Source organism: Arthrobacter alpinus, assembly GCF_001294625.1.
Classification (GTDB): domain Bacteria; phylum Actinomycetota; class Actinomycetes; order Actinomycetales; family Micrococcaceae; genus Specibacter; species Specibacter alpinus_A.
The window spans coordinates 2,448,907-2,473,939 of sequence record NZ_CP012677.1 but is presented as its reverse complement, the minus strand read 5'-3'; the positions used below and the strand labels follow the sequence as shown (position 1 = coordinate 2,473,939).

Annotated in this window: 23 protein-coding genes; 14 read left to right on the top strand and 9 right to left on the bottom strand. The window is 64.0% G+C overall.

Annotated features, from left to right (window positions below; translation table 11 throughout):
* Positions 1 to 88 precede the first annotated feature (88 nt).
* Both AOC05_RS11110 and AOC05_RS11105 read right to left on the bottom strand, forming a co-directional pair.
* Positions 89 to 865, bottom strand: coding sequence for a PspA/IM30 family protein (locus AOC05_RS11110; RefSeq protein ID WP_062007277.1), 777 nt, complete (start codon positions 863 to 865; stop codon positions 89 to 91).
* Positions 866 to 1,077: 212 nt separating this feature from the next.
* Complete coding sequence (locus AOC05_RS11105; RefSeq protein WP_062007276.1) at positions 1,078 to 3,177, bottom strand: TPM domain-containing protein; 2,100 nt, start codon at positions 3,175 to 3,177, stop codon at positions 1,078 to 1,080.
* 300 nt (positions 3,178 to 3,477) lie between these two features.
* On the opposite strand from AOC05_RS11105, the gene AOC05_RS11100 reads away from it, so the two are divergent.
* The 3 genes from AOC05_RS11100 to AOC05_RS11090 all read left to right on the top strand — a co-directional run bounded on the left by AOC05_RS11100 (position 3,478) and on the right by AOC05_RS11090 (position 7,153).
* The gene (locus tag AOC05_RS11100) at positions 3,478 to 5,091 is read left to right on the top strand and encodes a S1C family serine protease (protein WP_062007275.1); all 1,614 of its coding nucleotides are present in this window, start codon (positions 3,478 to 3,480) and stop codon (positions 5,089 to 5,091) included.
* A 291-nt stretch (positions 5,092 to 5,382) separates the two neighbouring features.
* Positions 5,383 to 6,174 (top strand): electron transfer flavoprotein subunit beta/FixA family protein, encoded by a 792-nt coding sequence (locus AOC05_RS11095; RefSeq protein ID WP_062009665.1) that lies wholly within the window; start codon positions 5,383 to 5,385, stop codon positions 6,172 to 6,174.
* A gap of 10 nt (positions 6,175 to 6,184) precedes the next feature.
* On the top strand, positions 6,185 to 7,153 hold the full coding sequence (locus tag AOC05_RS11090) for an electron transfer flavoprotein subunit alpha/FixB family protein (RefSeq protein ID WP_062007274.1): 969 nt from the start codon (positions 6,185 to 6,187) through the stop codon (positions 7,151 to 7,153).
* A 118-nt stretch (positions 7,154 to 7,271) separates the two neighbouring features.
* On the opposite strand, the gene AOC05_RS11085 is transcribed toward AOC05_RS11090, so the two are convergent.
* From AOC05_RS11085 to AOC05_RS11075, 3 genes are all read right to left on the bottom strand, one after another.
* The gene (locus AOC05_RS11085) at positions 7,272 to 8,075 is read right to left on the bottom strand and encodes a class I SAM-dependent methyltransferase (protein WP_062007273.1); all 804 of its coding nucleotides are present in this window, start codon (positions 8,073 to 8,075) and stop codon (positions 7,272 to 7,274) included.
* Between the two features lie 66 nt (positions 8,076 to 8,141).
* Positions 8,142 to 8,615: a tRNA (cytidine(34)-2'-O)-methyltransferase gene (locus AOC05_RS11080; RefSeq protein ID WP_062007272.1), complete on the bottom strand. Its 474-nt coding sequence runs from the start codon at positions 8,613 to 8,615 to the stop codon at positions 8,142 to 8,144.
* A gap of 38 nt (positions 8,616 to 8,653) precedes the next feature.
* A complete protein-coding gene (locus tag AOC05_RS11075) occupies positions 8,654 to 9,589 on the bottom strand; it encodes a J domain-containing protein (RefSeq protein WP_062007271.1) in 936 nt (311 codons plus the stop codon).
* A 107-nt stretch (positions 9,590 to 9,696) separates the two neighbouring features.
* On the opposite strand from AOC05_RS11075, the gene AOC05_RS19795 reads away from it, so the two are divergent.
* The 3 genes from AOC05_RS19795 to AOC05_RS11060 all read left to right on the top strand — a co-directional run bounded on the left by AOC05_RS19795 (position 9,697) and on the right by AOC05_RS11060 (position 11,355).
* Positions 9,697 to 9,903 (top strand): hypothetical protein, encoded by a 207-nt coding sequence (locus tag AOC05_RS19795; RefSeq protein ID WP_062007270.1) that lies wholly within the window; start codon positions 9,697 to 9,699, stop codon positions 9,901 to 9,903.
* Positions 9,903 to 10,535 (top strand): diacylglycerol/lipid kinase family protein, encoded by a 633-nt coding sequence (locus tag AOC05_RS11065; RefSeq protein ID WP_062007269.1) that lies wholly within the window; start codon positions 9,903 to 9,905, stop codon positions 10,533 to 10,535. Before AOC05_RS19795 ends, AOC05_RS11065 begins: the two co-directional genes overlap by 1 nt.
* A 109-nt stretch (positions 10,536 to 10,644) precedes the next feature.
* Positions 10,645 to 11,355, top strand: coding sequence for a hypothetical protein (locus AOC05_RS11060; protein WP_062007268.1), 711 nt, complete (start codon positions 10,645 to 10,647; stop codon positions 11,353 to 11,355).
* A gap of 7 nt (positions 11,356 to 11,362) precedes the next feature.
* Here the strand turns inward: AOC05_RS11060 and AOC05_RS11055 are convergent, their stop codons facing one another.
* From AOC05_RS11055 to folE, 4 genes are all read right to left on the bottom strand, one after another.
* Complete coding sequence (locus AOC05_RS11055) at positions 11,363 to 12,172, bottom strand: pyrimidine reductase family protein (protein WP_062007267.1); 810 nt, start codon at positions 12,170 to 12,172, stop codon at positions 11,363 to 11,365.
* Positions 12,173 to 12,233: 61 nt separating this feature from the next.
* Positions 12,234 to 13,154 carry a dihydropteroate synthase gene (gene folP, locus AOC05_RS11050; protein WP_197277821.1) on the bottom strand — a complete coding sequence of 307 codons (921 nt, stop codon included), beginning with the start codon at positions 13,152 to 13,154 and terminating at the stop codon, positions 12,234 to 12,236.
* Between the two features lie 8 nt (positions 13,155 to 13,162).
* Positions 13,163 to 14,413, bottom strand: a complete 1,251-nt coding sequence (locus tag AOC05_RS11045; RefSeq protein WP_230085316.1) for an NAD(P)/FAD-dependent oxidoreductase — start codon at positions 14,411 to 14,413, stop codon at positions 13,163 to 13,165.
* A 100-nt stretch (positions 14,414 to 14,513) separates the two neighbouring features.
* The gene (gene folE / locus AOC05_RS11040) at positions 14,514 to 15,119 is read right to left on the bottom strand and encodes a GTP cyclohydrolase I (RefSeq protein ID WP_231687100.1); all 606 of its coding nucleotides are present in this window, start codon (positions 15,117 to 15,119) and stop codon (positions 14,514 to 14,516) included.
* 133 nt (positions 15,120 to 15,252) lie between these two features.
* Here folE and AOC05_RS11035 point away from each other — a divergent pair, with 133 nt between their 5' ends.
* The 8 genes from AOC05_RS11035 (at position 15,253) to AOC05_RS11000 (ending at position 24,988) form a co-directional block, all read left to right on the top strand.
* Positions 15,253 to 16,026 (top strand): helix-turn-helix transcriptional regulator, encoded by a 774-nt coding sequence (locus AOC05_RS11035; protein WP_230085314.1) that lies wholly within the window; start codon positions 15,253 to 15,255, stop codon positions 16,024 to 16,026.
* Between the two features lie 135 nt (positions 16,027 to 16,161).
* Positions 16,162 to 17,391, top strand: coding sequence for a cysteine desulfurase family protein (locus tag AOC05_RS11030; protein WP_062007264.1), 1,230 nt, complete (start codon positions 16,162 to 16,164; stop codon positions 17,389 to 17,391).
* A gap of 51 nt (positions 17,392 to 17,442) precedes the next feature.
* Positions 17,443 to 18,582 (top strand): tRNA 2-thiouridine(34) synthase MnmA, encoded by a 1,140-nt coding sequence (gene mnmA, locus AOC05_RS11025; RefSeq protein WP_082357942.1) that lies wholly within the window; start codon positions 17,443 to 17,445, stop codon positions 18,580 to 18,582.
* A 144-nt stretch (positions 18,583 to 18,726) separates the two neighbouring features.
* Entirely contained in the window at positions 18,727 to 19,344 is a 618-nt protein-coding gene (locus AOC05_RS11020) for a TIGR03086 family metal-binding protein (protein WP_062007262.1), read from the top strand.
* A gap of 153 nt (positions 19,345 to 19,497) precedes the next feature.
* Complete coding sequence (locus AOC05_RS11015; RefSeq protein WP_062007261.1) at positions 19,498 to 21,132, top strand: ABC transporter substrate-binding protein; 1,635 nt, start codon at positions 19,498 to 19,500, stop codon at positions 21,130 to 21,132.
* Between the two features lie 108 nt (positions 21,133 to 21,240).
* The gene (locus tag AOC05_RS11010) at positions 21,241 to 22,329 is read left to right on the top strand and encodes an ABC transporter permease (RefSeq protein WP_062007260.1); all 1,089 of its coding nucleotides are present in this window, start codon (positions 21,241 to 21,243) and stop codon (positions 22,327 to 22,329) included.
* A gap of 2 nt (positions 22,330 to 22,331) precedes the next feature.
* Entirely contained in the window at positions 22,332 to 23,282 is a 951-nt protein-coding gene (locus AOC05_RS11005) for an ABC transporter permease (protein ID WP_062007259.1), read from the top strand.
* The gene (locus tag AOC05_RS11000) at positions 23,279 to 24,988 is read left to right on the top strand and encodes a dipeptide ABC transporter ATP-binding protein (RefSeq protein WP_062007258.1); all 1,710 of its coding nucleotides are present in this window, start codon (positions 23,279 to 23,281) and stop codon (positions 24,986 to 24,988) included. The genes AOC05_RS11005 and AOC05_RS11000 overlap by 4 nt, the downstream gene beginning before the upstream one ends.
* Positions 24,989 to 25,033: the final 45 nt, after the last annotated feature.

The window sequence follows — 25,033 nt, the reverse complement described above, 5'->3', positions numbered from 1 at the left end:
CAATGACTGGGCAGATCGGGCGGTTCCCACGGCGGGAACCGCCCGATCTGTCCAGTCACTGCGCCGTGTGGCGCTGCGTTGCCCGAGCCTACAGCTTGTCGAATTCCGCCTCGTCATGCGAGTCGGCCTGCTCAAGAGCGGCCGGAGCCGGTGAGCCGCCAGCCTTCAGGGCGGCCAGGCGGGCCTCGATTTCGGTCTGCTCGCCCAAGTCCTCCAGGCTGTTGAACTGTGAGTCCAGGCTGGAGGCGGCGAGCTCGTTCGCACCACGTACCTTGGCCTCTTCGCGGCGGATCTTATCCTCGAAGCGGCTGACCTCGCTCGTGGGATCCATGATGTCGATGCTCTTGAGCGCGTCGTTGACCTGAGTCTGGGCCTCGGCGGTTTTGGAACGGGCCACCAGTTCGTTGCGTTTGTTGGCCAGTTCCGTCAGCTTGCCCTGCATCTGTTGCAGGCCGGTCTTGAGCTTGTCCACTACGTCGTTCTGCGCGGCGATGCTCGGTTCCGCCGACTTCGCCTCGTTCTCGGCCGTGATTTGGCGCTGCAGCGCAACCTTGGCCAAGTTGTCGAACTTCTGGGCGTCGGCGGCGTTGCCCGCGGCACGGAACTCGTCGGCCCGTCGGCTGGCGGCAAGGGCCTTGGAACCCCAGTCCTGTGACGCCTTCACGTCTTCGTTGTAGTCGTCTTCAAGCATGCGAAGGTTGCCGATGGTCTGGGCCACGGCACTTTCAGCCTCGGTGATGTTCGCCTTGTAATCGCGCACCATCTGATCGAGCATCTTCTGCGGATCCTCGGCTGAGTCCAGCAACGCGTTGATATTGGCCTTAGCCAACTGTGCGACCCGGCCGAAGATTGACTGCTTTGCCATAGTTTTCCCCTTAGTGTTTCGCTTGAATATCATCGGTACTTGATCATTCCTGTGCTTCTTTTAAAGAGCTTTGTTTGAGTCTAAATGACGTTGCTCAAAAATTAATGGATGGCTCCTCCTGAACGGGACTTGGCATCTTAAAATAGAGGCACGACGCCGTTTCCTGCCGTGGGAGCCAACCCTCGACTCCCTGCGGGGAGGGCTACGCGCCGCTAGAAGTTGCCGCCGCCGCCACCAAAGCCGCCTCCTCCGCCGCCGCCGCCGCCTCCGCCGAAACCGCCTCCGCCGCCGAACCCTCCGCCGCCGAACCCTCCGCCGCCGAACCCGCCGCGGCCTCCTCCGGAGAGGAGCCCGCCTATGATCCCGCCCAGGATGGCACCGCCTATCCCGTTGGCGCCGCCTCCTCCGCCGTAGCCGCCACCATGCCCGCCGCCGTTGAACCTGTCAACGTCCTGCTGGGCATAGTTGATGGCTTGTTGGGCCAGCTGCTGGGCTTGTTGGGCGTAGATGAGCGCGTTGGAGGGGTCCGATTCGGCAATGCTCAAGGCGTACTCGAGGTTGCGTTGGGCTTCGGAGAGCCGGGTGCGGGCTTCGGTGCCGACTCCGCCACGGCGGGCAGCAATGAAGTCCTGCGCCGCGGAGATGTGTGCCTGGGCACCCGCCAGGGTTTGCTGCAGGGACGCCTGCGCCCGCAGTGACTGCTGTTGCTGGTCGCGGATCCCCGTCAGCAACTCATCGAGCTGGCCATGGGCCGATTGCACGGAGGCCAGCATGCCCAGCGGGTCCCTCTTGCTGGCGGCGGCCTGCGCCTGCACGTCCTTGAGGGTCGACTCGGCGGCTTGGACCGTGGGGGCGTACCTGGCAAATTCGCTCGAGTTCACCATGGACTTCGCCTGGTCAAGGTCGGCCAGCGCCGCCGGCAGTGCGGTGTTCAGGGACGACGCCGCGTCGTTGATGGACGCCTCGGTCTTGACAATGGCATCAAGGAGGACCTGGCATTGCAGCAAGCTCTCCTCGGCGGCCTTGACGGACATGGCGGCGTTGGCGGTGTCAGCGGCTGCCAGCCTGGTGTCGGCGTCGGCCGCGGCGGACTCCACAAAGTCCAGCCGCTCACGCGCCTGCCTCTCATTGTCACGTACCGTGGCCAGCGCCGAATCCGAATACTTGGCCGTGAGCCCCAACAGCGTTTGCTCCGCCGCGGCCACCGCATTCCGGGCCTCGAGTGCCTGGGCACGAATGCTGCCCAGCACTGCCGGGGCCGTGCGCTCCAGCTCGCGCAGCTCGTCAAAGGCAGCCTTTTGAGCGTCCAGGGCCGCATTGGCGTCCTCGCTGCGCTTGATGATTTCGCCCAGCCACTTCCGCTGCTCCTCGATGGTGTCGGGGATTTCGTCATCCAGTTGCTGCTGCAACTTAAACGACTCTGACAAGTGGGCCTTGGCCGCCTCCAAGGCGGCCTGGAACGGTTTTACCGCCTCGTTACCGTAAGATGCCTGCGCAAAACCAACCTCATGTTCGCTGGTCTTAATGGCGTCGTCGGCGGCGATCAGCAAGGTTCCGGCCTTGGAGCGCAGCTCGGCAATGGTCATGCCGGCGTTGGGGTCCAGGGGTTCCCCGTCCAGGCCGAAACCCTTCGCGGTCGCCTCCTCCGCCGACTTCTTGCGCTTGTTGCGAAGGTACAGGGCCGTGCCAGCTCCACCACCAACGACGACGATGCCAATTCCCAGCGCCACGAACCCTCCCGTGGGATCAGGGACGGTGCCCTTGCCGCCGCCGGCGGCATCGCCGGTCGCGACGGCGGCGTCAATGGCTGCCTGGGCCCAGTTCCCGGCGGAAAGCTGGGGTTTGATGGCGCTCGATTCGATCGTGGAGCCTTGGGCGGCTGTGAGGAACGTGTTGGTGCCGCCAATGAACGCGTATTGCTTGGCCTGAACGGCAATGGCCAGCAGGACGTCGTACTGGCCCATGTTTTTCTGGGTGGCGACCGTTTGGGCCCACGCCTTTTGGCTCTGCCCGTCGAAGGAGTCGACGTAGACCACGAAGAGCGTGACGCCGTGGTCCTTGCTCAATTTCGTGATGGCAGCCTGAACATCAGCCTTCTGGTTACCCAGGACGTTGGCGTTGTCCACAATGTAGCTGCCAGCGGGGATCGTCACGGGTGGCTCCGCCAGAACCGTGCCAGCCTGGGTCGTGCCAGCCACAACCGTGGCCACTGCTGTGGTGGCTGCCTGTGCCATCCCTGCCGGGAAGACCATGAGCGCGGCAAAAACCGGCACTGCAAGTAGTCGAGAAAACGCCGTGGACCTGGAGAACATTGCTCACCCTTGTGTATGCCGGCCGGGTGGCGGGACCACCCGTGCTTTCACGATTGATTCTAGAGCCATTTCCTTGGCCCACGCCCACGATTTCGCCCCCGGCGTCAGGTTTTCCGGCTGGGAGCACTAAAGAGTATGGCGCATTGGTGACTTGGATCGGGGTCGGGGGAATAATGGAAGGGACAGATATCCTTCACAGCAACCTTCCAGCGAACGTTCGTAAATGCATCAGCAGTACAGGTCATGATGGATATCAAGCAATGGTTCGTCCATAAGATTTTCAAATGAAGGGTAAAGCTCATGAGCGAAAACACTGGCGGGGAAACGAACAACTCCCAGGGCCTCCCGGATCAAGCACCGCAGGAGAGCACACCCGAAACTGCCCAGTACGCTTCCCCTGATGCAACTGACACAGCGACCCCCGCAATTCCCGCCACTGTGTGGAACGCCCCGGAAACCAACCTGACAGAGCGCATCACCTCGCCGACCGCTCCCGAAACGGCAACTCCCGAACCGCCGAACCAGACGCTGCCCATCGCTCAGCCTGCCCCGGCATGGCAGACGCCGTATGCGGCCGCCCAGAACCTGCAGAACCCCGCCCCGAATGCCACCCAAGGAGGCCACCACACGGGTGCCGGGTACCCGGCGTCGAACGCGTATCCGCACACGCTGGCACCCGCGGTGACAGCCCGCCCCAAGGAACGCAAAAAAGTGGGGATGGGCTTGTTCGCCGCCAGCGTCCTCGCCGCAGCGCTCGTGGGAGGCTTGGCCGCAGGTGGGACCGCGCTGGTGGTGGGGCAAGATAACGCCAACAAAGCCTCATCCAACAGCCAGCAGGTTGCACCCCTGGTCATCAACAACACCAGCTCGGTCAACCAGGTTTCCGCAGCGGCGGCCAAGGCCATGCCCTCAGTGGTGACCATCTCCGCCACCAGTGGCACGTCCGGCGGCACCGGCTCCGGCATCATCTTGGACACGGCAGGGCACATCCTGACCAACACCCACGTGGTGACCTTGGATGGAGAAGCCGCGCACGCCACCATCCAGGTGCAGACCAGTGACGGTAAGGTTTTCGCCGGATCCGTGGTGGGCACCGACCCGCTGTCGGACTTGGCCATTGTGAAGATTGACGCACCCAACCTGGTTCCGGCCACGCTCGGTGACTCCAACAAGATCAATGTCGGCGACACCGTCATTGCCATCGGCTCCCCGCTGGGCCTGAACGCCACCGTCACCGAGGGCATCATCTCCACCTTGAACAGGACCATCCAGGTGGCTTCCTCCGCAGTGCCCTCAACACCTAGCGACACCTCCCCGGACCAGGGTAACGGCGGCAACGGCTACCAGTTCTCCCCTCCGGGCGGCGGCCAGAGCAGCAACAAGGCCACCGGGACTGTGAACTTGAACGTGATCCAGACCGATGCGGCCATCAACCCCGGCAACTCCGGTGGCGCACTGGTGGATGCGCAAGGCCAGATCATTGGCGTCAACGTGGCAATTGCCTCCACAGGTAGTTCCTCCAGCTCCACCAGCCAGGGCGGTAACATCGGCGTAGGCTTCTCCATCCCGATCGACCACGCCAAGCGGATTGCGGACGAAATCATCGCGACCGGCAAGGCCACGCACGGCCAGCTGGGTGTCTCGGTCAGCGGCGCCTCGGCATTGGGCAGCAACAGCCAGTTCTCCGCCGGTGCCACGGTGGCAGATGTGACAGCTGGAAGTGCAGCAGCAAAGGCCGGTCTGCAAAAGGGTGACGTCATCACGGAACTGGCCGGACGCACCATCTCCGACGCCTCCTCCCTCACTGCCGCAGTTCGTGAGCAGGCAGGTGGCGCCACGGTGAAGGTCACCCTCACCCGTAACGGAACCACCATGGAAAAGGATGTCACGCTTGACACCATGCCAGCTGGCTGATCCAACCAGGAACAAATAAGTACGCGGTGGGTCCCGGTTGTATGCTCAACCGGGACCCGTTCTTATGCGTCGTATCCGCCCATGAACCTGGCGCAGCGTTTGATGTGAACCCGGCGCCGCTTTCAAAGTGGGAGTAAATTTTAGACCCAAGAAATTCCAGCTGGGCCCGGCACGAACTAAGCTCAGTACGTAGGCCAAGGGCGAGTCCGGCGAACACCGCGCAAAACTGCGTGGGCCACGTACGCAGACAAACCGTCCATGACACAAAGGACAGTAGTGGAAAACTCAGCACTGAACATTGTGGTTTTGGTCAAATACGTGCCAGACACGCAATTTGACCGTCACCTCACAGGTGAAAACCACCTCCTTGACCGCAACGAGAGCATCCTCTCCGAATTGGATGAGTACGCACTGGAAGCTGCGTTGGCACTGACTGATGAGCGCGGTGGTGCAAAAGCCGGCAACAACGTCACCGCCCTGACACTGGGCCCCGCCGCCGCGGCCGCAGCCGTGAAGAAATCGTTGCAGATCGGGGCCACCGCCGGCCTGCACATCAGCGACGAAGCCCTTGCCGGATCGGATGCCTCGGCAACCTCGCTGGTGCTTGCGGCAGCCATCAGGACCCTTGGCCCGGTGGACCTTGTCATCACCGGAATGGCCTCCACCGACGGGGAAACCTCTATCATCCCCGCCCAGCTTGCCGCACGCCTGGGCCTGCCCCAGCTCACCTTTGCCTCCTCGCTGGAGCTGGAGGGCGCCACCGTGACTGTCCGCCGCGACGGCGACGACTTCTCCGAGGAAATCCAGGCCACCCTCCCGGTCCTGGTGTCGGTGACCGACCAGGCCAACGAGCCGCGCTACCCCAACTTCAAGGGGATTCTGGCCGCCAAGAAGAAGAAGGTGACCACGCTGTCCCTGGCGGAGCTCGGGGTCCCGGTGGACGCCGTCGGGCTGGTCGGCTCCAAGACCACCGTCACCGACGCTGCCGAACGCCCCGCCCGTACCGCCGGTGTCATCATCACCGACTCAGGCGACGCCGGCATCCAACTTGTTGATTTCTTGGCCGCGCAGAAACTTTTCTAAGGACCACTTCATGAGTGCAATTGTTGTTTTTATTGACCAGGTGGCCGCACCCGGAAAGCTGCACGCCATCCACCACCAGCTCCTGACGCTGGCCCGTGGTGCCGGGGAACCGGTGGCCGTTGTGGCAGGTCCGGTCAGCGCCGGACTGGCCGCCGAACTGGGCAGCTACGGGGTATCCCGCGTACTTTCCTCGGAGCAGGCCGAGCTGGGCGAGTTCCTGGTTGCACCCAAGGCCGATCTCGTGGCGCAGGCCGCCGCCGCCGTGTCCGCAGCCGCCGTCCTGGTGGACAACGGAGCGCAGGGCAAGGAAATTGCCGCCCGCGTGGGTGTCGCCCTGGATGCCGGGGTCATCACTGATGCCGTGGCATTGACGTCCGACGGAGGCGCCTTGGTGGCGCACAAATCCGTCCTCGCCGGGTCCTACACCGTGCAGGCCCGGGCCACCACGGCCGTCGCCGTGATCAGTGTGAAATCGCACAGCGTGGAAGCCTCGCCGGCCGCGGAGGCCAGCGTGCCCGTCGTCGAGGCTGTTACCGTCGCCTTCGCCCCGGGCAGCCTGGGCGCACGCGTCACACAGCGCACACCGCGCGCTGTGTCGGGCCGTCCCGAGCTTGAGGACGCCCGCATTGTGGTGGCCGGCGGCCGCGGCGTCGACGGCGATTTTGGGCCTGTGGAGGAGCTGGCCGACGTCCTGGGTGCCGCAGTGGGGGCATCCCGCGCGGCAGCCGACGCTGGCTGGATCTCGCACGCAGCCCAGGTCGGCCAGACCGGTAAGAAGGTCTCCCCGCAGCTGTACATCTCGGTGGGTATCTCCGGGGCCATCCAGCAAAAGGCTGGCATGCAGACCTCGAAGCTGATTGTGGCTGTGAACAAGGACTTGGATTCGCCCATCTTTGAGATCGCCGACTTCGGGATTGTGGGGGACCTGTTCAAGGTGCTGCCGCAAGCCGTGGAGGAAATCAAGCGCCGCCGCGCGTAACCGGCGCGCACGGCTGTAGCCGGTCGACTGCGCAGATAAGGCGATCAAACAACGTGTTTGATCGCCTTATCTGCGCAGTCGACGAAAAAATGTCTGGCTGGCGCCGTTGTCCGCTAGGTTAGGCGGGGATGGAGCCGATGCCTATCAGCGCATCGGAGTTCATCTGCACCTGCGGCCCCACGGAGGCCATGAAGTCGCGCCGGACCCGGGCGATTGCCTCGGGGTCGCGGGGGAGCAGGGTGCGCCAGCCGCTGCCCACAACAAGGGCCCAGGCCATGTCGGCGTCCACCGACAGGGTGAGCGGATGTGTGGAGACCGAGACGTGTTCAAGGCCCCGGTCGGTGAGCCAGGAGGAAAGCTTCTCGGCGGAATTCACCCGGGCCATGTTCTGGTTCGGAAGCGGGACCACTCCGGCCAGGCGGGGGCGTTCCTTGATGGCCGCTGCCAGGATCAACCCTGCGAACGGCTCCAGAGCGCCTTCCACCCACGTGCTGGTGACGAGCCGCCCGCCCGGGCGCAGCATGGACGCCAGGTGTTCAACACCAGCCTCCATGTCGGCGAAGAAAAACATGCTGTAGGAACACAGGACGGCGTCAAAGGTGCGGTGGCCGCGCCATTCGGTGACGTCCGCTTCGGTCAAAGTGGTGTTCAGGATGCTGCGCTCGGACAGGTTTGCCGCAGCCATGCGCAGCAAGCCGGTGGAGAGGTCCACGCCGTCGACACTCCCGTCGGCTCCCACCGCTAACGCGGCCGGGATGGTGGCTGCGCCGGTGCCGCAGCAGGCGTCCAGGACCTTTTCCCCCGGGCGGATAACGGCGGCCTGGACCACGTCGCGGCCCATCGGGTCCCAGAGTTTGTCCGACCACGCCTCAAATTGCAGGGCCCCGTCGGTGAAAGCCAGGCCAGGATCGCGAGCGGACATGCATACCTCCAAGGTGGTGAAACCAGTTGATGAAATGAGCTCAGCGGGCGCCAAGGACGTAAAAAGTCAGGCCTTAATTTGGGCCCCGGCGAAGTTGTTTTGTCGCCAGGCCTCGTACACGGCGATCGAGGCCGCGTTGGCCAAGTTCAACGACCGCAGTGACGGGAGCATGGGCAGCCTGACCCGTGAGGTGATGTGCGGATCGGTCTTGACCTCTTCCGGCAGGCCTTCGGATTCGCGGCCGAACATCAGCACATCACCGGGCTGGTAGGCGATGTCCGTGTAGCCTGCCTCACCGTCGGACGTGAAGGCGTAGACGCGCTCGGGAGCCAGTGCGGCCCATGCTGCTTCCAAGGTTTTGTGAACCGTCACGACGGCGAGGTCGTGATAGTCAAGTCCGGCCCGGCGCAGCTTGGCGTCGGAGAAGTCAAAACCCAAGGGTTCCACTAGGTGCAGCTCCGCCCCGGTAATGGCGGCCAAGCGGATGGCGTTGCCGGTATTACCGGGAATCTCGGGAGTCAGGAATAAGATGCGAAACACGCTTTTCATCCTACCCGCTGAGGCGGGCGGATAAAGCGTCAGTACATCCCTCCCAACAGCCTGCCCAGCACGTGCAGGTCAACCACGTTGGGTGCCGGGCCTGAGGCCAGGAAATGCTTAACCTCGCGCGCGAAGCGGGCCGCGTTGGCCACGTTCACAACGTTGGAACCGTCCGGTTCGCATCCCCGGGCATAGTCGATGACCGGTTCAAACAGGTTTCCGGTGCTGCTGTGCACACAGACCCAGGCGGTCACATTGCATTCGGGGAACAGGTCCGAAAGTGCCCGTGTTGCGGGGATGAGCTGCGGGGGAGTCACCACTTTGTTGCCGTGGATCAAAGTTGAGCCGTCCCACCGGAAGGCGCCGTCGGGTACCAGCATGGAGCCGACGATTCCAATGCGGTAGCCAGAGACCAACACGTGGTCAAGATAGCCGCTGCCGTTGGGGGCTGACAGTCCGTTGATGAGCCGGGCGGCCGGGATCGCAGGGAGCACCTGTTGCATGATCAGCTGGGCTGTCCGCGCCTCGCGGGCCAGCCGGGATGACGCGCCGAAGACGCCGCGCTTGCGTGGGGCGCCGTGGACGGGTTGGGCCGCCACGGTGCGGGGCAGCAGGGGTGTCTCGCCGGGGCGTTGCTCGTTGAAAGCGGGCACGTACACGGCGGGCTCGCCAGCCACATTACGTGTTTCCCGGGTGCGCCGGGTGGTGAAGGAGCTGGTGGATCCGGCACTGGAACTGCGCGCTGCGCCATAGGAACCGGCCGGGGTGTTGTACGACTTGTCGTACTTGAGCTTTTTCGCCGGGTCGATCAAGACCTCGTAGGCCTCGGTGACTTTGCGAAAAACGGCGGGATCGCCGCCGTGGTCAGGGTGGGTGATCCTGGCGGCCTTGCGGTAGGCGATCTTGATGTCGCGCTCGGAAGCGGTGCGCGGGACGCCCAAGACTTGATAGTGCGTGAGGTACTTATCGCTCACCGGTGACCTTTCATTTAAGCCATGTGGATGCGTGCCAGTGTACCGGGGCACCCTGTGGAAAACCTCAATTGAGTGCAGGCGCCGCCCCCTGCGATACTTGACTCCCCATGAGAATTTCCACCTCCGCCGAGGACGGCGCCACTCACCCCAAGGTTCTGGCCATTGCCGTGGCAGTGAATCCGCGCGCCGCTTTTGGTGGACGCCGCAACAACACCACCGGCCACAGTGGCAAAATGGTGGTGGAACGGCTGCGGGCCGCCGGGCACCAGGTCGCCGTCCTGCGGCCCTCGCCGACGGTGCCCAGGCCCTGGTAGTGGTTGGCGGCGACGGCATGGTCCACCTGGGCGTGAACGCCTTGGCCGGCACACAGGTCCCCCTGGGCATTATCCCGGCGGGCACCGGCAACGACGCCGCCCGCGGACTGAACCTTGACCCCAGAGACCCGGGCACCGCCGTCGAACATTTCTTGAAAGCCTGCCAGGGCGTGCCGCGCATTCTCGATCTGGGCAGGATTGAGCGCCCCGGCCAGGAGCCGCGCTGGTTCCTAGGCGCCCTGTCCGCTGGTTTCGACGCGCTGGTCAACGAGCGTGCGAACGGTTGGCGCTGGCCGCGTGGACGGCTGCGCTACAACCTGGCGATCCTGCGAGAACTCATCACGCTCAAGGCGCTGGACTATTCCCTGGTGGTGGACGGTGTGCCCCGCGAACTCGCCGCCACGCTCATCTCCGTCGCCAACGGGACCTCCATTGGCGGGGGCATGTTGATCACACCCGAGGCCCGGTACGACGACGGCCAGCTGGACTTATTTGTTATCTCACCCGTGCCGCGGCGCACGTTTGTGCGGATCTTCCCCTCGGTGTATTCCGGCAGGCACACAGAGCACCCGGTGCTCCTGATTGAGCGGGTCACCGAGGTGTCCCTGGCCAGCCCCGGCCTGGTGGGCTAGGCAGATGGGAAGCGGATTGGTGTGCTGCCCCTGACGATCCGCGTGGACCCTGCCGCCTTGCGTGTGTGGGTGTAGGGAGTTGCGTAGAGTGGTGGGTGTGAATCGATGTGTGGGACAGGCGGGCAAGGTGGCGGCTACCGTGGCGATTGTTGCCCTAGGTGCCGGGGTGCTGGGTGGCTGCACCATCGCGGTGCCCGTGGCTCCTCCCAGTGAGAGCACCCGTGCCGCCGCACCTCCCAGCTATGCGGCCCCCACCGTCCAGGCCGGCCATGACGCCGCGGCGGTGGCCGCCCAGAATATGGGCTTTGAGGCGGGTACAACACTCTCACCCAATATTGCGGTGGGGTTCAGCGACATTTTGGGCCAGGCCGACAACGCCTACGACGTGGCGCCCGTTCCGGCGGAATGGACGCTGGTGAAAAACAACGTGGCAGGACAGACCCAGTACGCCAACGCGGCGGGCTGCAAGGTGGCCTACTGGGTGAGTGCAAACCAGGGACCGCTGATAACCTCCGGCGATGACAGGGCCTCCTCCGCGGACCTGATGAAATACTTGATCCCCTCGCTGGTGCCCGATTCCCTCAAGGAGACCTCCCTGCCGTGGGTGGCCGAGGCGGGCAAGCCCGGACCGGTCATCACGTTCTTGGGCTATGGCACACGGTCCGCCGCGGGCGTCGACGCCAGTTCCGTGTGGGGGAGGATGCTGGGAACTGCCGGAACGGGGTTGTTGGTGAGCCTGGCCTGCCCCACCGATGAGCTGCTGGCCACGACTACCCCGCGCGTTTTCACCAAGTTATCCGTGGCTCCGCCCAGCAACTAACTAACCGTTATCGTGCTGCTTCGGGTATTTGGCTGCCCGGGCGCAGGTAGCGCAGGAACAGCATCGAGTCTGCCTTGAGGATCTGGGCCAGCGCCATGGTGTGGGCGGCCTGGCCGGTTCCCGACCCGGCTGTGCCCGGCCCGGCTACCGTCGAGATGCGCGGTCCGGAGCCGCCGGCTAGCAGTGGCGAGATGGTCAGGCACAGCTCGTCGACGCGGTCGGCGGCCTGGAAGGTGCCCAGCAGGGTCGGCCCGCCTTCGGAATGGATCCGGAACAGGCCGCGGGATGCCAGTTCGCCGACCAGCAACCCAACGTCCAGGGATTCACCGCCCACCAGTACGACGTCGGCCACCCCGGACAGCGCCTCCCTTCGCTCCGCCGGGGCGCTGGCAACCGTGAAGATCAGGGGGCGCACGGGTGCCCGGGCGAATACCTCATGGGCCGGATTCAGGTTCAGGGTGCCCGAGACGATGGCCAGCGGCGGGTGCCCGGCCAGGCCCCGGCTGGTGCGCCACCGCTGTGCCTCCTCGCTGAGCAGCGCCCCGCCATAGCCTTCGGCCCGGATGGTTGCAGCACCCACCACGATCACGTCGGCGTGTCGGCGCAGCAACTGGAATACGCGTTGGTCCTGGGCGTTGCCGAGTCCTCCGGAGCGGCCATTTAAGGTCGCAGCCCCATCGATGCTGGCGACAAAGTTGAAGCTGACCCACGGCGCGGCGGGATCTTCGGGCAGGCCGGAACCATACCACCGCAGCAGGTCTTGATCGCTGGCCGGGCCGGAGGCATCCGGGGTTGCCGGGAAGATTCGCTCAATCATGGCGTGCTCCTGAAGTTTGGCAGGTCCCCGCAGGGCGGGGTGTGGCGGACGGGCGCTGGGTCTAGCTGCGGGCAGCGTCGTTCACGTCGCCCATGTTGTGCTTGAGATAGGCAGGTTCGCGCCACCCCAGCACCGCCTCGGTCATGTGGATGGCGGAGCTGGCGGAGGCCACGTTGTGCATGCGCAGAATCCGGGCGCCACCTAAAATGCAGATCACTCCGGCGGCGAGCGAGCCTTCCAACCTGGCTGCCTTGTCCTGGTTGAGCGTCTCGCCAATGAAGTCCTTGTTGGACACGGCAGCCAGCGACGGGAACCCCAGTGCGGCGATCTCGTTGAAACGGCGCGTGATCTCCAGGGTGTGTAAGGTGTTTTTGTTCAGGTCGTGTCCTGGATCGACGATGATCTTCTCCGGGGGGACGCCCAAGGACATGGCCAGCTCCACCTTGTCGTTCAGGAACGCCGCCACCTCCGCCACAACGTCGCTGTAGCGGGGTTGTGGGAACACGGTGCGCGGTTTGGCCAGTGAATGCGTGATGATCAGGTGGGCGCCCGACTGGGCCACCACGGACGCGATCTCGGGGTTGGCCAGACCGGTGGTGTCGTTGATGACGTGCGCGCCGGCGGCGATGCTCCGCAGTGCCACCTCCGGCAAGAAGGTGTCCACCGAGATGATGACGTTGCTGGCCGCCGACACAGCCTCGATCACCGGGATCACGCGGTCGGCTTCCTCCGCGGCGCCCAGGGCCGGCCCCGGGGCAAAAGGTACCCCGCCAATGTCAACCCAGTCGGCGCCGTCGTCCACGGCAGCCAGGGAAGCGGCCACCGCGGCGTCCAGGGCAAAGGTGGCCCCGCGGTCGTAAAAGGAATCAGGTGTCCGGTTGACGATGGCCATCAGGGCCACCTGGTGGCTGAAATCCAAGGTCCTGGCGCCGAACTGGCGCACAGGGTGGCGCAGCGGCGGGGTATAAAACGGCGAGTTCATACCCTCCATCAAATAGCCTCGAGCGGGGTTTGCGGGTCAGCCAGCTTGGCCGTGTCGATGGTGCGGCCGGAGGAGATGAGTGCCTTGATGGCCTCCTGCACGTCCCAAATGTTCACGTTCATGCCCGCCACCACCCGTCCCTCCAACACCCAGAACGCAATGAATTCGCGCTTTTCCAGGCTGCCACGCACCACCACTTGGGCGTCCTTGGTCAACGCACCAAAGCCGGAATATTCCATGCCGAGGTCGAACTGGTCGGTGTAGAAGTACGGGATGTCATCCAGCACAGCCTCCTGGCCCAGCATCGATTTGGCGGCCACCTTGCCGCTGGCTATTGCATTGGCCCAGTGTTCCGAGCGGGCGTAGGCGCCGGTCACAGGATGCATGGCATTGGCCACGTCGCCGGCCGCAAACACGTCCGGCGCCGAGGTTGCCAGCGACGCGTCCACCTGGATCCCGTTGTTGATGGTGAGGCCGGCGTCCTTCGCCAGCGCAATGTTCGGCACCACGCCCACGGCCACAATCACAATGTCGGCTGGCAAGGTGACGCCGGTGGTGGTCAGCACGGAGGTGACCCGCCCATCCGTGCCCTGAATCTCGGCGGCGCTGGCAGGCAGCTCAAAACGCACGCCAGCCTCCTTGTGCCGGTCCGTGAACACGGTGCCCAGCTGCGCGCCGATCGCCACGGACAGCGGCACCTCCTCCAAGCCCATGAGCGCCACCTGGTTGCCCAGCTCGGTGGCCGTGGCCGCAATTTCCATCCCGATCCAGCCCGATCCGATCATGACCACGTTCTTGCCGCCGCCGGTTAGGAGCTCTTTCATGGCGACGCTGTCGGCCTTGGTCCGGAAGGTGTAAACGCCGGCAAGGTCGACGCCGGGAAAAGGGATCTGGCGCGGATCGGCACCTGTTGCTATAAGTGCCTTGGCATACGTCAGTACAGTGCCATCTGCCAGCGTCACGGTGTGTGCGCTCGGGTCAAGGCTTGTGGCGGCCGTGGCGGTCAGGACGCTCACGTTGTTCTCGGGGTACCAGCTGGCAGGCAGAGGATACAAGGCATCCTCGCCCTCCTTGCCGGCCAAAAATCCCTTGGACAGCGGGGGACGTTGGTACGGGATTTGAGGTTCTTGCGCGACGATGGTGATGGCACCGTCGTAGCCTTCCTTGCGCAGGGTTTCCGCGGCAGTGGCTGCTGTGAGGCCGCCGCCGATGATCACCATGCCGGTGGTCGGGGACGTTGTGTTCGGTGTCTGGCTCATGATCGAAACTCTTTCCGGTGGAAATTTGGTGTTTCTGGTATGAAGGACTGTTCGCGTGGGCGTTCTCTCGGGCGTTCTCTTAGGTGGGGGAGATCCTCGGTTACGGGAACTGCTCACGCAAGGGTCCGGCGTCGGATAATAGACCGGTAAAAACAGAGGTCCGGGTCAGGGTGCCGGAGGTCTGCACGCCGCGCAGGGACATGCACATGTGTTCGGCTTCCATGACCACGCCGACGCCGCGTGGGGCTAGGGTGTTCTCGAGCCAGTCGGCGATTTGCTGGGTGAGGCGTTCCTGGACCTGCAGATCGCGGGAGAAGAGTTCCACGCCGCGGGCCAGTTTAGAGAACCCGAACAGGCGGGTGCCCGGTAGGTAGCCCACATGTGCCACGCCCCGGAACGGCAGCAGGTGGTGCTGGCACAGTGAATGGAAGGGGATGTCCTTGACCAGGACCAGGCCTTGGTAGCCGTCGTCGTTGGGGAACGTGGTCCATGAGGTTTCGCGCGGAGTGAGCATTTGTGCGTAAGCGGCAGCCACCCGGCGGGGTGTGTCCACCAGATGCGGGTCCGTTTCGTCACGGCCCAGGGCGCGCAGGAACTCGGCAATGGCCGCCTGCGCCCGTGGCAGGTCAATCTCCGGCGCGGCCAGCGATGATTGTGGATCTTCGAAAGTGAGCATGTCCGGGAGTGGCGCGCTGGTGATGGACATATCCAACCCTTTCTAAAGCTTGTATTATTGACTTTAGAAGCGCAGACTCAAAGCGTCAAGTAGGCGCGAAACAATCCACAACATGCCACCGGCGCGGAATGCGCGGCGGCAAGAGAGCACAAGGCCAACGGTGATGAATCAACCGGTGCGGCACCCGTCCACACACCATCCAGACAAGCAGATTGTGCAGATCAGCACAAGGGCGAACGCTGACACGATGGTGGCACTGCGTTCAGGGCTTGACGACGGCCAGCGGCTTGCAGCAGTTGCCTCACTGGGGGACCCGTTGCGAAAGAAACTGTTTGAACTGGTGCGCGATTCCGGCCACGCGTTGAGCCGTGATGACTGTGCAGCGGGGCTCGGCCTGCCCAGGAGCACCATCCGGGCGCACCTGGACAGGCTTGTTGAGGAACGGTTGTTGCTGGTTGAGTTTCGCAAGATGGGGGAGAGGACCGGGCCCGGATCCGGGCGCCCCACCAAGCTCTACACCGCCGCGCACAGCGAAGTCAGCGCCTCAGTTCCGCCGCGGCACTACGATCTTGCCGCTTCATTGTTGGCCGCTGCCGTGCAGCACTCGATCGACACCGGGACGGACATTGAAAAGTCACTGGCGCAGGTGGCGTACCGGGAGGGACAGCGCAGGGGGGCCGCGGCCGGGGACATCCACCAGTTGCTGCACAGTGCCGGATATAGTCCCGAGCCAGACGGCGAAGGCGGAACCATCATGGCCAACTGCCCCTTCCACCGGCTGTCCCAAGACCATACGGGTGTGGTGTGCTCGCTTAATGGTTCCCTGCTCAGCGGCGCCTTGGAAGGGTGCGGGGATCAGCGCCACGATCTGGCGCCCGACGCGAACATCTCCCACTGCTGCGCCCGGCTGCTGCCGCGGTCAGGCCCGCCGAGGTAGACGGAGCCGTGCCGAGGCAAACGCTGCGCAGCTGACGGCTCGGAGGCGTACCGTCTACCTCGGCGAAGGGGAGGGCCGTGCACGGCACGGAAGCGCCGAGTATGCCGCCGTCGTGCTGTGCCGTAGAATTGAGCCGTGCCCGTGTATCTAGATCACGCGGCGACCACGCCTATTTCGGCCCCTGCCCTCGCCGCACTCACCTCCGTTATTACCCGTAGCGGCAATCCGTCCTCGCTGCACGGATCGGGCCGCCGCGCCCGCGCCACCGTGGAAGCCGCCCGCGAAACCATCGCCGCAGCCGCTGGCGCACACCCCACCGAAGTCATTTTCACCTCCGGTGGCACCGAGGCGGACAACCTCGCCGTGAAGGGCCTGTTCTGGTCCCGCCGCGCCGCCGACCCCGTCCGCAACCGCATCCTGGTCTCCAGTGTGGAGCACGCAGCCGTGGCGGACACCGTCGAATGGCTCGAGAAGCACGAGGGCGCCGAAGCGCTCTGGCTCCCTGTCGACGCTGCCGGCGTGCTGGACGTTGCCGCCCTGGACAAGGAACTGGCCGACGGCGGCGCCTCCTCGGTTGCGCTGCTCAGTTGCATGTGGGCCAACAACGAGGTCGGCACGGTTCAGCCCATCGCGCAGATTGTGGCGCTCGCAGCCAAATACGGCATCCCCGTGCATTCGGACGCCGTGCAGGCGTTTGGCTCCATCCCCGTGAACTTCAAGGATTCAGGCCTGGCCGCCATGTCCATTAGCGGGCACAAGATCGGCGGGCCGGTTGGCGTGGGCGCATTGCTGCTGGGGCGGGCCGTAAAACTGACCCCCGTGCAGCACGGCGGCGGCCAGGAGCGCAGCGTCCGCTCCGGCACGCTGGACACGGCCGGCGTCGCCGCCTTCGCCGCAGCCGCCCAGGACGTCACCGCGAATCTGGCCGCCGAGGGCGTACGCATCGCCGGCCTGCGGGATGCCATCATCGCCGCCGTCCATGAAGCGGTCCCGGAGGCTGTGCTGCGAGGTGCCGACCCTGCCGGAGACCCGCGCGCCCGCCTGCCGGGCAACGCCCACTTCACCTTCCCCGGCTGCGAGGGCGACTCGCTGCTGTTCCTGCTGGACATGGCCGGTGTTGAGTCCTCCACAGGGTCGGCGTGCACCGCCGGGGTTCCGCGGCCCTCCCATGTGCTCCTGGCCATGGGACTGGATGAGGACACAGCACGTGGCGCACAACGCTTCAGCCTCGGGCATACATCGAGCCAAGCGGACGTTGACGCCTTTGTGGCCGCCCTGCCTGATGCTCATGCACGCGCAAAACAGGCCGGCATGGCCGGGCATAAATCCAGCATTGAAACGGCCAGCACCCGGGCCGCCGGTTGACCGGCCGCAAACTGGCACCTGCACCACAAGCAATGAATTGAAAGGTACGTAATGCGAGTATTGGCCGCCATGAGCGGCGGAGTTGACTCCGCCGTCGCCGCAGCACGGGCAGTGGATGCCGGGCACGACGTCGTCGGCGTCCACCTTGCGCTCTCCCGCATGCCCGGAACCCTGCGCACCGGCAGCCGCGGCTGCTGCACCGTGGAGGACTCCAACGACGCGTGGCGGGCCTGCGACAAACTCGGCATCCCGTACTACGTCTGGGACTTCTCAGAACGGTTCAAGGAGGATGTGGTCCAGGACTTCATCGACGAATATGCCGCCGGGCGCACCCCCAACCCGTGCATGCGCTGCAACGAGCGGATCAAGTTCGCCGCCCTGCTGGAAAAGGCCATCGCATTGGGCTTCGACGCAGTCTGCACCGGCCACTACGCCAAGGTCATCACCGACGCCGACGGCAACCCCGAGCTGCACCGCGCCGCAGACTGGGCCAAGGACCAGAGCTACGTGCTGGGCGTGCTGACCCACGAGCAGCTTAGGCACTCCATGTTCCCGCTGGCCGACACCCCGTCCAAGGCCGAGGTCCGCGCCGAGGCCGAGGCTCGCGGGCTCTCCGTCGCCAAGAAGCCCGACTCCCACGACATTTGCTTCATCCCGGACGGTGACACCGCCAGCTGGCTCGCCGAGAAGATTCAGATGACCGACGGCGACGTCGTCGATGAAACCGGTGCGAAGGTTGGCGGGCACACCGGCTCCAACCAGTTCACCGTGGGCCAGCGCCGCGGCCTGAAACTGGGCACCCCCGCCGCCGACGGCAAGCCCCGCTTCGTCTTGGAAATCCGACCCAAGGAAAACAAGGTCATTGTCGGCCCGCACGCGCTGCTGGCCATCGACTCCATCCAGGGCATCAAGGTCTCCTGGGCCGGGCTGCCCATCGCCGAGGTCGCCACCGGCGCCGAGTTCGATTGTTACGCGCAGGTCCGCGCCCATGGCGACCCCGTCCCGGCCCGAGCATTTGTCACCGAGGAGACGGACGACGGCGTCACCCGCCAGCAGCTGCACGTCACTTTGGTCGAGCCGCTGCGCGGCGTAGCCCCCGGGCAGACGGTCGTGTTGTACCAGGGCTCGCGCGTGCTGGGGCAGGCAACCATAGACACCGCACGCTCACTGGCCCGCCCCGAGCTGCCCTAGCCTTCCAGCCCCACAGGCGCTCTCGCAGCAATGGGTGAAAACCGGCCCTTGCTGCGAGAGGTTTCGGGGGCGCGACCGACAAGGCTTGTGCGGCTGGCGTAAACTTCCCTGACAGGGTGATTTCTATCACGGAAGGTACCTCTTATGCCCCCGCACTTGATTCCCAACCCATTGCAACTACTCGAACGAGCCCTTGAACAGAGCTTCGAGGTGATTGCCGCTATTTCCTCAAATCAAGCGCATTGGCCCACGCCCTGCAGTGAGTGGAGTGTGCAGGACCTTCTTCATCACCTGGTGGTCCAAGACCTCCACAATTTCACGGTTATGGCGCGGGGGACCACCGTGGATCCGCAGGCTGCTCACGCCACCGTGGGCGCCGACTGGTCAACCCGTTTTGGTGACGGTGCAGCCATGCTGATGCGGGCCTGGAGCTCGGCGGACCTCAGTCGACAAGTGGCACTCCCCGGTGGTGGCGAGGCGCCGCTGCGTGGTCGGATAGGGCTGCAAATCGCCGAATTCACGGTGCACTCATGGGATCTTGCGAGGGCCACCGGCGTGCCAGTGGTCCTGGACCCTATCCTGGCGGACCAGTCGCTTGCATGGTCTCAGCGGGTCATGAAACCCGAATACCGCGGCGCGGACAGGGGCCTGGGACCGGAGGTGCGGGTGTCCATCACGGCCGATTCCTATGGCCGCCTGGCTGGCTGGTTTGGACGGGACCCTCAGTTTGTGCCCGGGAACCGCAGCATCTCGCTGAGGTAGCGCTAAGCCTTAGATAACCATCTGGTTGCAACTTCTTGCCCAATGCGTAGCGCAACCCCCAAGTCTGATACAAATTGGTTATTAGATAAGTGGGGCAGGTCACACAACGTAGTGTGGCCTGTTTCGCGTCGACGTACGAGAGAAAGTTTGCTGATGGCTAAGAACAAGTTTGGACTAAGCTCGGTGATCGCCGTTGCAGGTGTTTCCGTGTTGGCCATGACGGCTTGCACGGGGCCCAGTGCCGGCGGCGGCTCCACCGAGGGTGGCGCGTCAGGGGCGCCAGTCATTGTCGGCACCACCGACAAGACAACATTCCTGGACCCGGCTGGTTCCTACGACAACGGCTCGTTCATGGTCATGAACCAGATCTATCCGTTCGTGCTGAACTCCATGCCAGGCAGCGCCGACCCCAAGCCAGACATGGCCGTGTCGGCGTCGTTCACCTCGCCCACCGAGTACACCGTCAAGCTCAAGCCCGGGATGAAGTGGGCCAACGGCTCCGACCTTGACTCCAAGGACGTGAAGTTCTCCTTCGACCGACAGTTGAAGATCAACGACACCAACGGCCCTGCAACACTGCTGGGCAACTTGGAAAGCGTCAGCGCCCCGGACGCCACCACGGTGGTGTTCACACTGAAGTTGGGCAACGACCAGACCTTCCCGCAGGTGCTGACGAGCCCGGCGGCCCCCATCGTCGATGACACGGTGTTCAGCGCCGACAAGGTCACCGATGATGAGGCAATCATTGCCGGCAAGTCCTTCGGTGGCCAGTTCACCATTGACTCGTACAAGAAGAACGAGCTCATCTCCTTCAAGAAGAACCCGGCCTACGCCGGCCTTCTGGGTCCGGCAAAATCTGACATGGTCACCATGAAGTACTACGCCGACTCCAACAACTTGAAGCTCGACGTGCAAAAGGGCGGCATCGACGTCGCCTGGCGCAGCCTGACCGCCACCGACATCGAAAGCTTGAAAGCGGACAAGAGCGTCAAGGTCGACATCGGACCGGGCGGGGAAATCCGGTACATCGTGTTCAACTTTGACACCATGCCGTTCGGTGCCAAGACGACCACACCGGATGCCGCAAAGTCGCTGGCAGTCCGTACCGCCATGGCTGACTCCGTTGACCGTGCCGCCATCGCGGACCAGGTCTACAAGGGCACCTACCTGCCGCTGTACTCCTACGTTCCGGCCGGCTTCACGGGTGCCATTGAGCCGCTGAAGGCCGACTATGGCGACGGCAAGGGCGGACCGGATGTTGCCAAGGCAACCAAGGCACTTGCCGACGCCGGTGTCACCACCCCGGTGACCTTGGACCTGCAATACAACCCGGACCACTACGGCTCCTCCTCAGGCGATGAGTACGCGGCCATCAAGGCACAGTTGGAAGCTACCAACCTGTTCAAGGTGAACCTGCAGTCCACGGAGTGGGTTTCCTACTCCAAGCAGCGCACGGCTGACGCCTACCCGATGTACCAGTTGGGCTGGTTCCCGGACTACTCCGATGCCGACAACTACCTGACGCCGTTCTTCAGCACCGATAACTTCCTGAAGAACCACTACAGCAACCCGGCGGTGCAGAGCATGATTACCGAACAGCTGACCATGAACGACACGGCCAAGCGCACCAAGATGATCGAGGACATCCAGACCGCTGAAGCCAAGGACCTGTCCACGCTTCCGCTACTGCAGGGCGCCCAGGTGGCCGTTTCCAATGTGAAGGTCAACGGCACCAAAGACACCCTTGACGCCTCGTTCAAGTTCCGTCTGGGAGTCTTGTCCAAGTAGCCCTTGGATATTGACACCTGATGATGCAAAGAAGGCGGGGCCTCCACTAGGACGCCCCGCCTTCTTGCACCGCCCCCAAGGTATATTGCACCGAAGAAACAGGCACACATGACCGCACTGATTGACCTGCCCGCGGAACCCGCAGCGCAGTTACCCCAACGCAAAAACAAGGCTGGCGGCAGCCTGGGCAAATATCTGCTCATCCGCTTCGCCTTGATCTTCCCCACGATCTTGATCCTGGTCACCATGGTGTTTTTCCTGATGCGCCTGACCGGGGATCCCATCACAGCGGCGCTGGGAGGGCGGTTGCCACCTGACCAGCTGGCTATCCGCATCCACCAGGCCGGCTACGACCGCCCCATTTTTATCCAGTATTTTGAGTACCTGGGTCAGATGGTGACGGGCAACTTTGGCCGCACCATTTCAGACAACCTGCCCATCGCCGGCATGTTGGCCACTTATGGCACGGCCACGCTGGAGTTGGCCGTGAACTCCCTGGTGGTGGCACTGCTGATCGGCATCCCCTTTGGCATGATGGCCGCATCAAAGCGCGACAAATTCCAGGATGCCGCACTGCGCGTGCTGGCCATCCTCTTTTACGCCACCCCGGTCTTTTTCGCCGGGTTGCTGCTGAAGCTCATCTTTTCCATCTGGCTCGGGTGGCTTCCCGTGGCGGGTCGGGCCACCGTCCAAACCGAGATTTTCATGACCCAATTAGCCGGCCCCACCGGCATCTATTGGCTGGATGCCTTACGCAGCGGAAATATGGACGCTTTTTGGGACGTGGTCCAGCATTCGGTGCTGCCCGCCGTCGCCCTTGGTTTCCTGACGGCCGGGATCTTCCTGCGGCTGGTGCGCACCAACGTGATCGGCACGCTGAGTAAGGACTATGTTGAGGCGGGGCGCTCCCGAGGCGTCAGCGAGTACCGCCTGCTCACCAAGCACGCGTTCAAACCGGCGCTGATCCCCATCATCACCGTCATGGGCCTGCAGATCGCGCTGCTTCTTGGTGGTGCCGTACTGACCGAGACCACTTTTGAATGGAAGGGTCTGGGCTTCCAACTGGCCCACTACCTCACGGCACGCGACTTCGTGGCCGTGCAAGGAATTGTGGCCCTGCTGGCGGTGATTGTGGCGCTGACCAACTTCATCGTCGACGTCATTGCCGCGCTCATCGACCCGAGGGTGAGGTACTAGCCATGGAGAGGAAAAGATCACTCTTTAGCCGCCTGCCCCTGATTTCCCAGCTCAACAAGAGCATGGGCCTGCAACGGGGCATGCTCATCACCGGCCTCGTCATGACCATCTGCTTCCTGTTGACGGCCGCGTTTGCCCCCTGGCTGGCCCCATACGGCTTCAGTCAACGCTTCAACGAAACCCAGGCGCCACCGTCCTCCACCCATCTGTGGGGCACGACGGCGGGAGGTTACGATGTACTTTCACGCACCATTTGGGGGGCACAGACAGCGTTCTTGGTGATTGTGGTGGCCGTGGTGCTGTCCATCTTCATCGGGGTGATTCTTGGCCTGGTGTCCGGCTATCTGGGCGGCTGGCTGGACCGCATCTTGGTTGTTGTTGCCGACGCGATCTATGCCTTCCCCACCCTGTTGCTGGCCATGGTCATGTCCATTGCCATCAGCCAGGGCCGCTCAGACCTGTGGTCGGGCATCTTCTCGGCAGCCATCTCCATCACCGTGGTGTTCATCCCGCAATACTTCAGGGTGATCCGTGCTGAAACCATCAGGTTGAAGGCCGAACCGTTTGTGGAATCGGCCATCGTGGTCGGTGCCTCCAGCGTGCGCATCATGGCACGGCACATTTACAAGAACGCCACCCGGACCCTGCCGCTGATCTTCACCCTCAACGCCTCCGAAGCCATCTTGACGTTGGCCGGGCTGGGCTTCCTCGGGTTCGGAATCGAGCCGTCGTCCGCGGCCGAGTGGGGCTACGACCTCAACCATGCCCAGTCCGACGCCACCTCAGGCATCTGGTGGACGGGCCTGTTCCCGGGCCTGGCGATCGTGCTGACCGTACTGGGGCTGACGCTGCTGGGCGAGTCCATGAACGATCTCAATGACCCGCGGCTGCGCGGGCGCAAGCGTTCCGACAAGAAGAAGGCACGCAAGGACGAGGAATTGGTGAAAGCATGAGCCGGCACAGTGAAAATGACCTCACACCGGAGGCGGCGTTGCGACCGGTACTCGACGTCGAGGACCTTAAGGTCACGTTTGCCACTGACGCCGGAGACGTCTTTGCCGTCAAGGACGTCTCCTTTACGGTTGCCCCGGGCGAGATCGTGGCCATTGTGGGTGAGTCTGGTTCCGGCAAGACCGTGACAGCCAAGGCCATCTTGGGGCTGCTGCCGGAAACCGCGCAAAGCAGCGGGGCGGTGATCATCAGCGGCAATGACGTCATCACGGTCAGCCCGCACCAGTTGCGGCAAATCCGCGGGCGCGACGTCGCCATGGTCTTTCAGGAGCCCTCCACGGCCTTGAACCCCGTGTACACCGTGGGCTGGCAGATCGCCGAGGGCCTGCGCGCACACCGCCCCGAAGGCAAGCGTGTGGGCAGGAAGGAAGCCCGCAAACTAGCCATCGAGGCCCTGCGCAAGGTGGGTATTCCGGAGCCGGAAAAACGTGTCGACTACTACCCGCACCAGTTTTCCGGCGGGCAGAAGCAGCGCGTGGTCATTGCCGCAGCGCTGGCCTTGAACCCGGGACTGATCGTGGCCGATGAGCCCACGACTGCCCTGGATGTGACGGTGCAGGCGGAAATCCTGGAGCTTTTGCGGGACCTGCGTGACAAGTTCGGCACCTCCATTGTCCTGATCACCCACAATATGGGTGTGGTGGCGGACCTGGCTGACAGGGTGGTGGTCATGTACCAGGGCGACGTGGTGGAGGAGGCCACCGCCGAGGTTCTTTTTGCCGCGCCCAAGCAGGAATACACCCAAAAGCTGCTTGCCGCCGTGCCGCACCTGGGCCGCAACTCCGCCTCTGCGGGCTTTAGCGAGCGCGCGTTTCAGGACAAGGAAGTGGTGGTGGAGGCGCGGGAGCTAGAGATCGAGTATCCGGGACGGCTGGGCAGCCCGGCGTTCCGTGCCGTGGACAAGGTGTCCTTCACCATCAGTGCCGGCGAGGTGTTTGGCCTGGTGGGGGAGTCCGGATCCGGCAAAACCACCATCGGGCGTGCCATCGCCGGGCTCAACCGCACCACGGGTGGCTCCTTGAAGGTGCTCGGCTACGAGATGCGCGACTACAAGGAACGCTCCTTCCGCCGCTACCGCAAGGACGTCGGCTTTGTATTCCAGGACCCGGCCGCCTCCTTCAACCCGCACCTGTCCATTGGCGAGTGCGTGGCGGAACCGCTGATCATCCACACGGACCTTTCCGGGCCAGCTGTCACCCAGAAGGTTCAGGAGCTTCTGGAGTCGGTGCAGTTGCCGGGCGCCTACGCCAAGCGGTTCCCGCATGAGCTCTCCGGAGGCCAACGCCAGCGTGCCTCGTTGGCCCGCGGGTTGGCGTTGTCGCCGAAGCTGCTGATCGCCGACGAGCCAACCTCAGCTCTGGACGTCTCCGTCCAAGCGAAGGTGCTGGAACTGTTCCGGGAGATCCAGTCCGAGCTGGGCTTTGCGGCCCTGTTCATCAGCCACGACCTTGCCGTGGTGGACATCCTCGCCGAGTGGGTTGGTGTGCTCTACAAGGGCAAGATGGTGGAACAGGGGATCGGGCACCAGGTCATGGGTAACCCCAAGGAGGACTACACCAAGCGGCTCCTGGCCTCATTGCCGGTGCCAAATCCCACCGAGCAGGCGCAGCGCCGAGCCGTCCACCAGGCGCTGCTCGCCTCACGGTAGCCGCATGAGGTGGTGTGCGTGGTGGACAGCGGTTTTGTCCCCCAC

Bases quoted from the DNA above. Each gene is read 5' to 3' on its own strand.
- AOC05_RS11110 (WP_062007277.1), bottom strand. From the start codon at position 865: ATGGCAAAGCAGTCAATCTTCGGCCGGGTCGCACAGTTGGCTAAGGCC.
- AOC05_RS11105 (WP_062007276.1), bottom strand. From the start codon at position 3,177: ATGTTCTCCAGGTCCACGGCGTTTTCTCGACTACTTGCAGTGCCGGTT.
- AOC05_RS11100 (WP_062007275.1), top strand. From the start codon at position 3,478: ATGAGCGAAAACACTGGCGGGGAAACGAACAACTCCCAGGGCCTCCCG.
- AOC05_RS11090 (WP_062007274.1), top strand. From the start codon at position 6,185: ATGAGTGCAATTGTTGTTTTTATTGACCAGGTGGCCGCACCCGGAAAG.
- AOC05_RS11085 (WP_062007273.1), bottom strand. From the start codon at position 8,075: ATGTCCGCTCGCGATCCTGGCCTGGCTTTCACCGACGGGGCCCTGCAA.
- AOC05_RS19795 (WP_062007270.1), top strand. From the start codon at position 9,697: ATGAGAATTTCCACCTCCGCCGAGGACGGCGCCACTCACCCCAAGGTT.
- AOC05_RS11055 (WP_062007267.1), bottom strand. From the start codon at position 12,172: ATGATTGAGCGAATCTTCCCGGCAACCCCGGATGCCTCCGGCCCGGCC.
- folP (WP_197277821.1), bottom strand. From the start codon at position 13,154: ATGAACTCGCCGTTTTATACCCCGCCGCTGCGCCACCCTGTGCGCCAG.
- AOC05_RS11045 (WP_230085316.1), bottom strand. From the start codon at position 14,413: ATGAGCCAGACACCGAACACAACGTCCCCGACCACCGGCATGGTGATC.
- folE (WP_231687100.1), bottom strand. From the start codon at position 15,119: ATGTCCATCACCAGCGCGCCACTCCCGGACATGCTCACTTTCGAAGAT.
- AOC05_RS11035 (WP_230085314.1), top strand. From the start codon at position 15,253: ATGAATCAACCGGTGCGGCACCCGTCCACACACCATCCAGACAAGCAG.
- mnmA (WP_082357942.1), top strand. From the start codon at position 17,443: ATGCGAGTATTGGCCGCCATGAGCGGCGGAGTTGACTCCGCCGTCGCC.
- AOC05_RS11020 (WP_062007262.1), top strand. From the start codon at position 18,727: ATGCCCCCGCACTTGATTCCCAACCCATTGCAACTACTCGAACGAGCC.
- AOC05_RS11015 (WP_062007261.1), top strand. From the start codon at position 19,498: ATGGCTAAGAACAAGTTTGGACTAAGCTCGGTGATCGCCGTTGCAGGT.
- AOC05_RS11010 (WP_062007260.1), top strand. From the start codon at position 21,241: ATGACCGCACTGATTGACCTGCCCGCGGAACCCGCAGCGCAGTTACCC.
- AOC05_RS11005 (WP_062007259.1), top strand. From the start codon at position 22,332: ATGGAGAGGAAAAGATCACTCTTTAGCCGCCTGCCCCTGATTTCCCAG.
- AOC05_RS11000 (WP_062007258.1), top strand. From the start codon at position 23,279: ATGAGCCGGCACAGTGAAAATGACCTCACACCGGAGGCGGCGTTGCGA.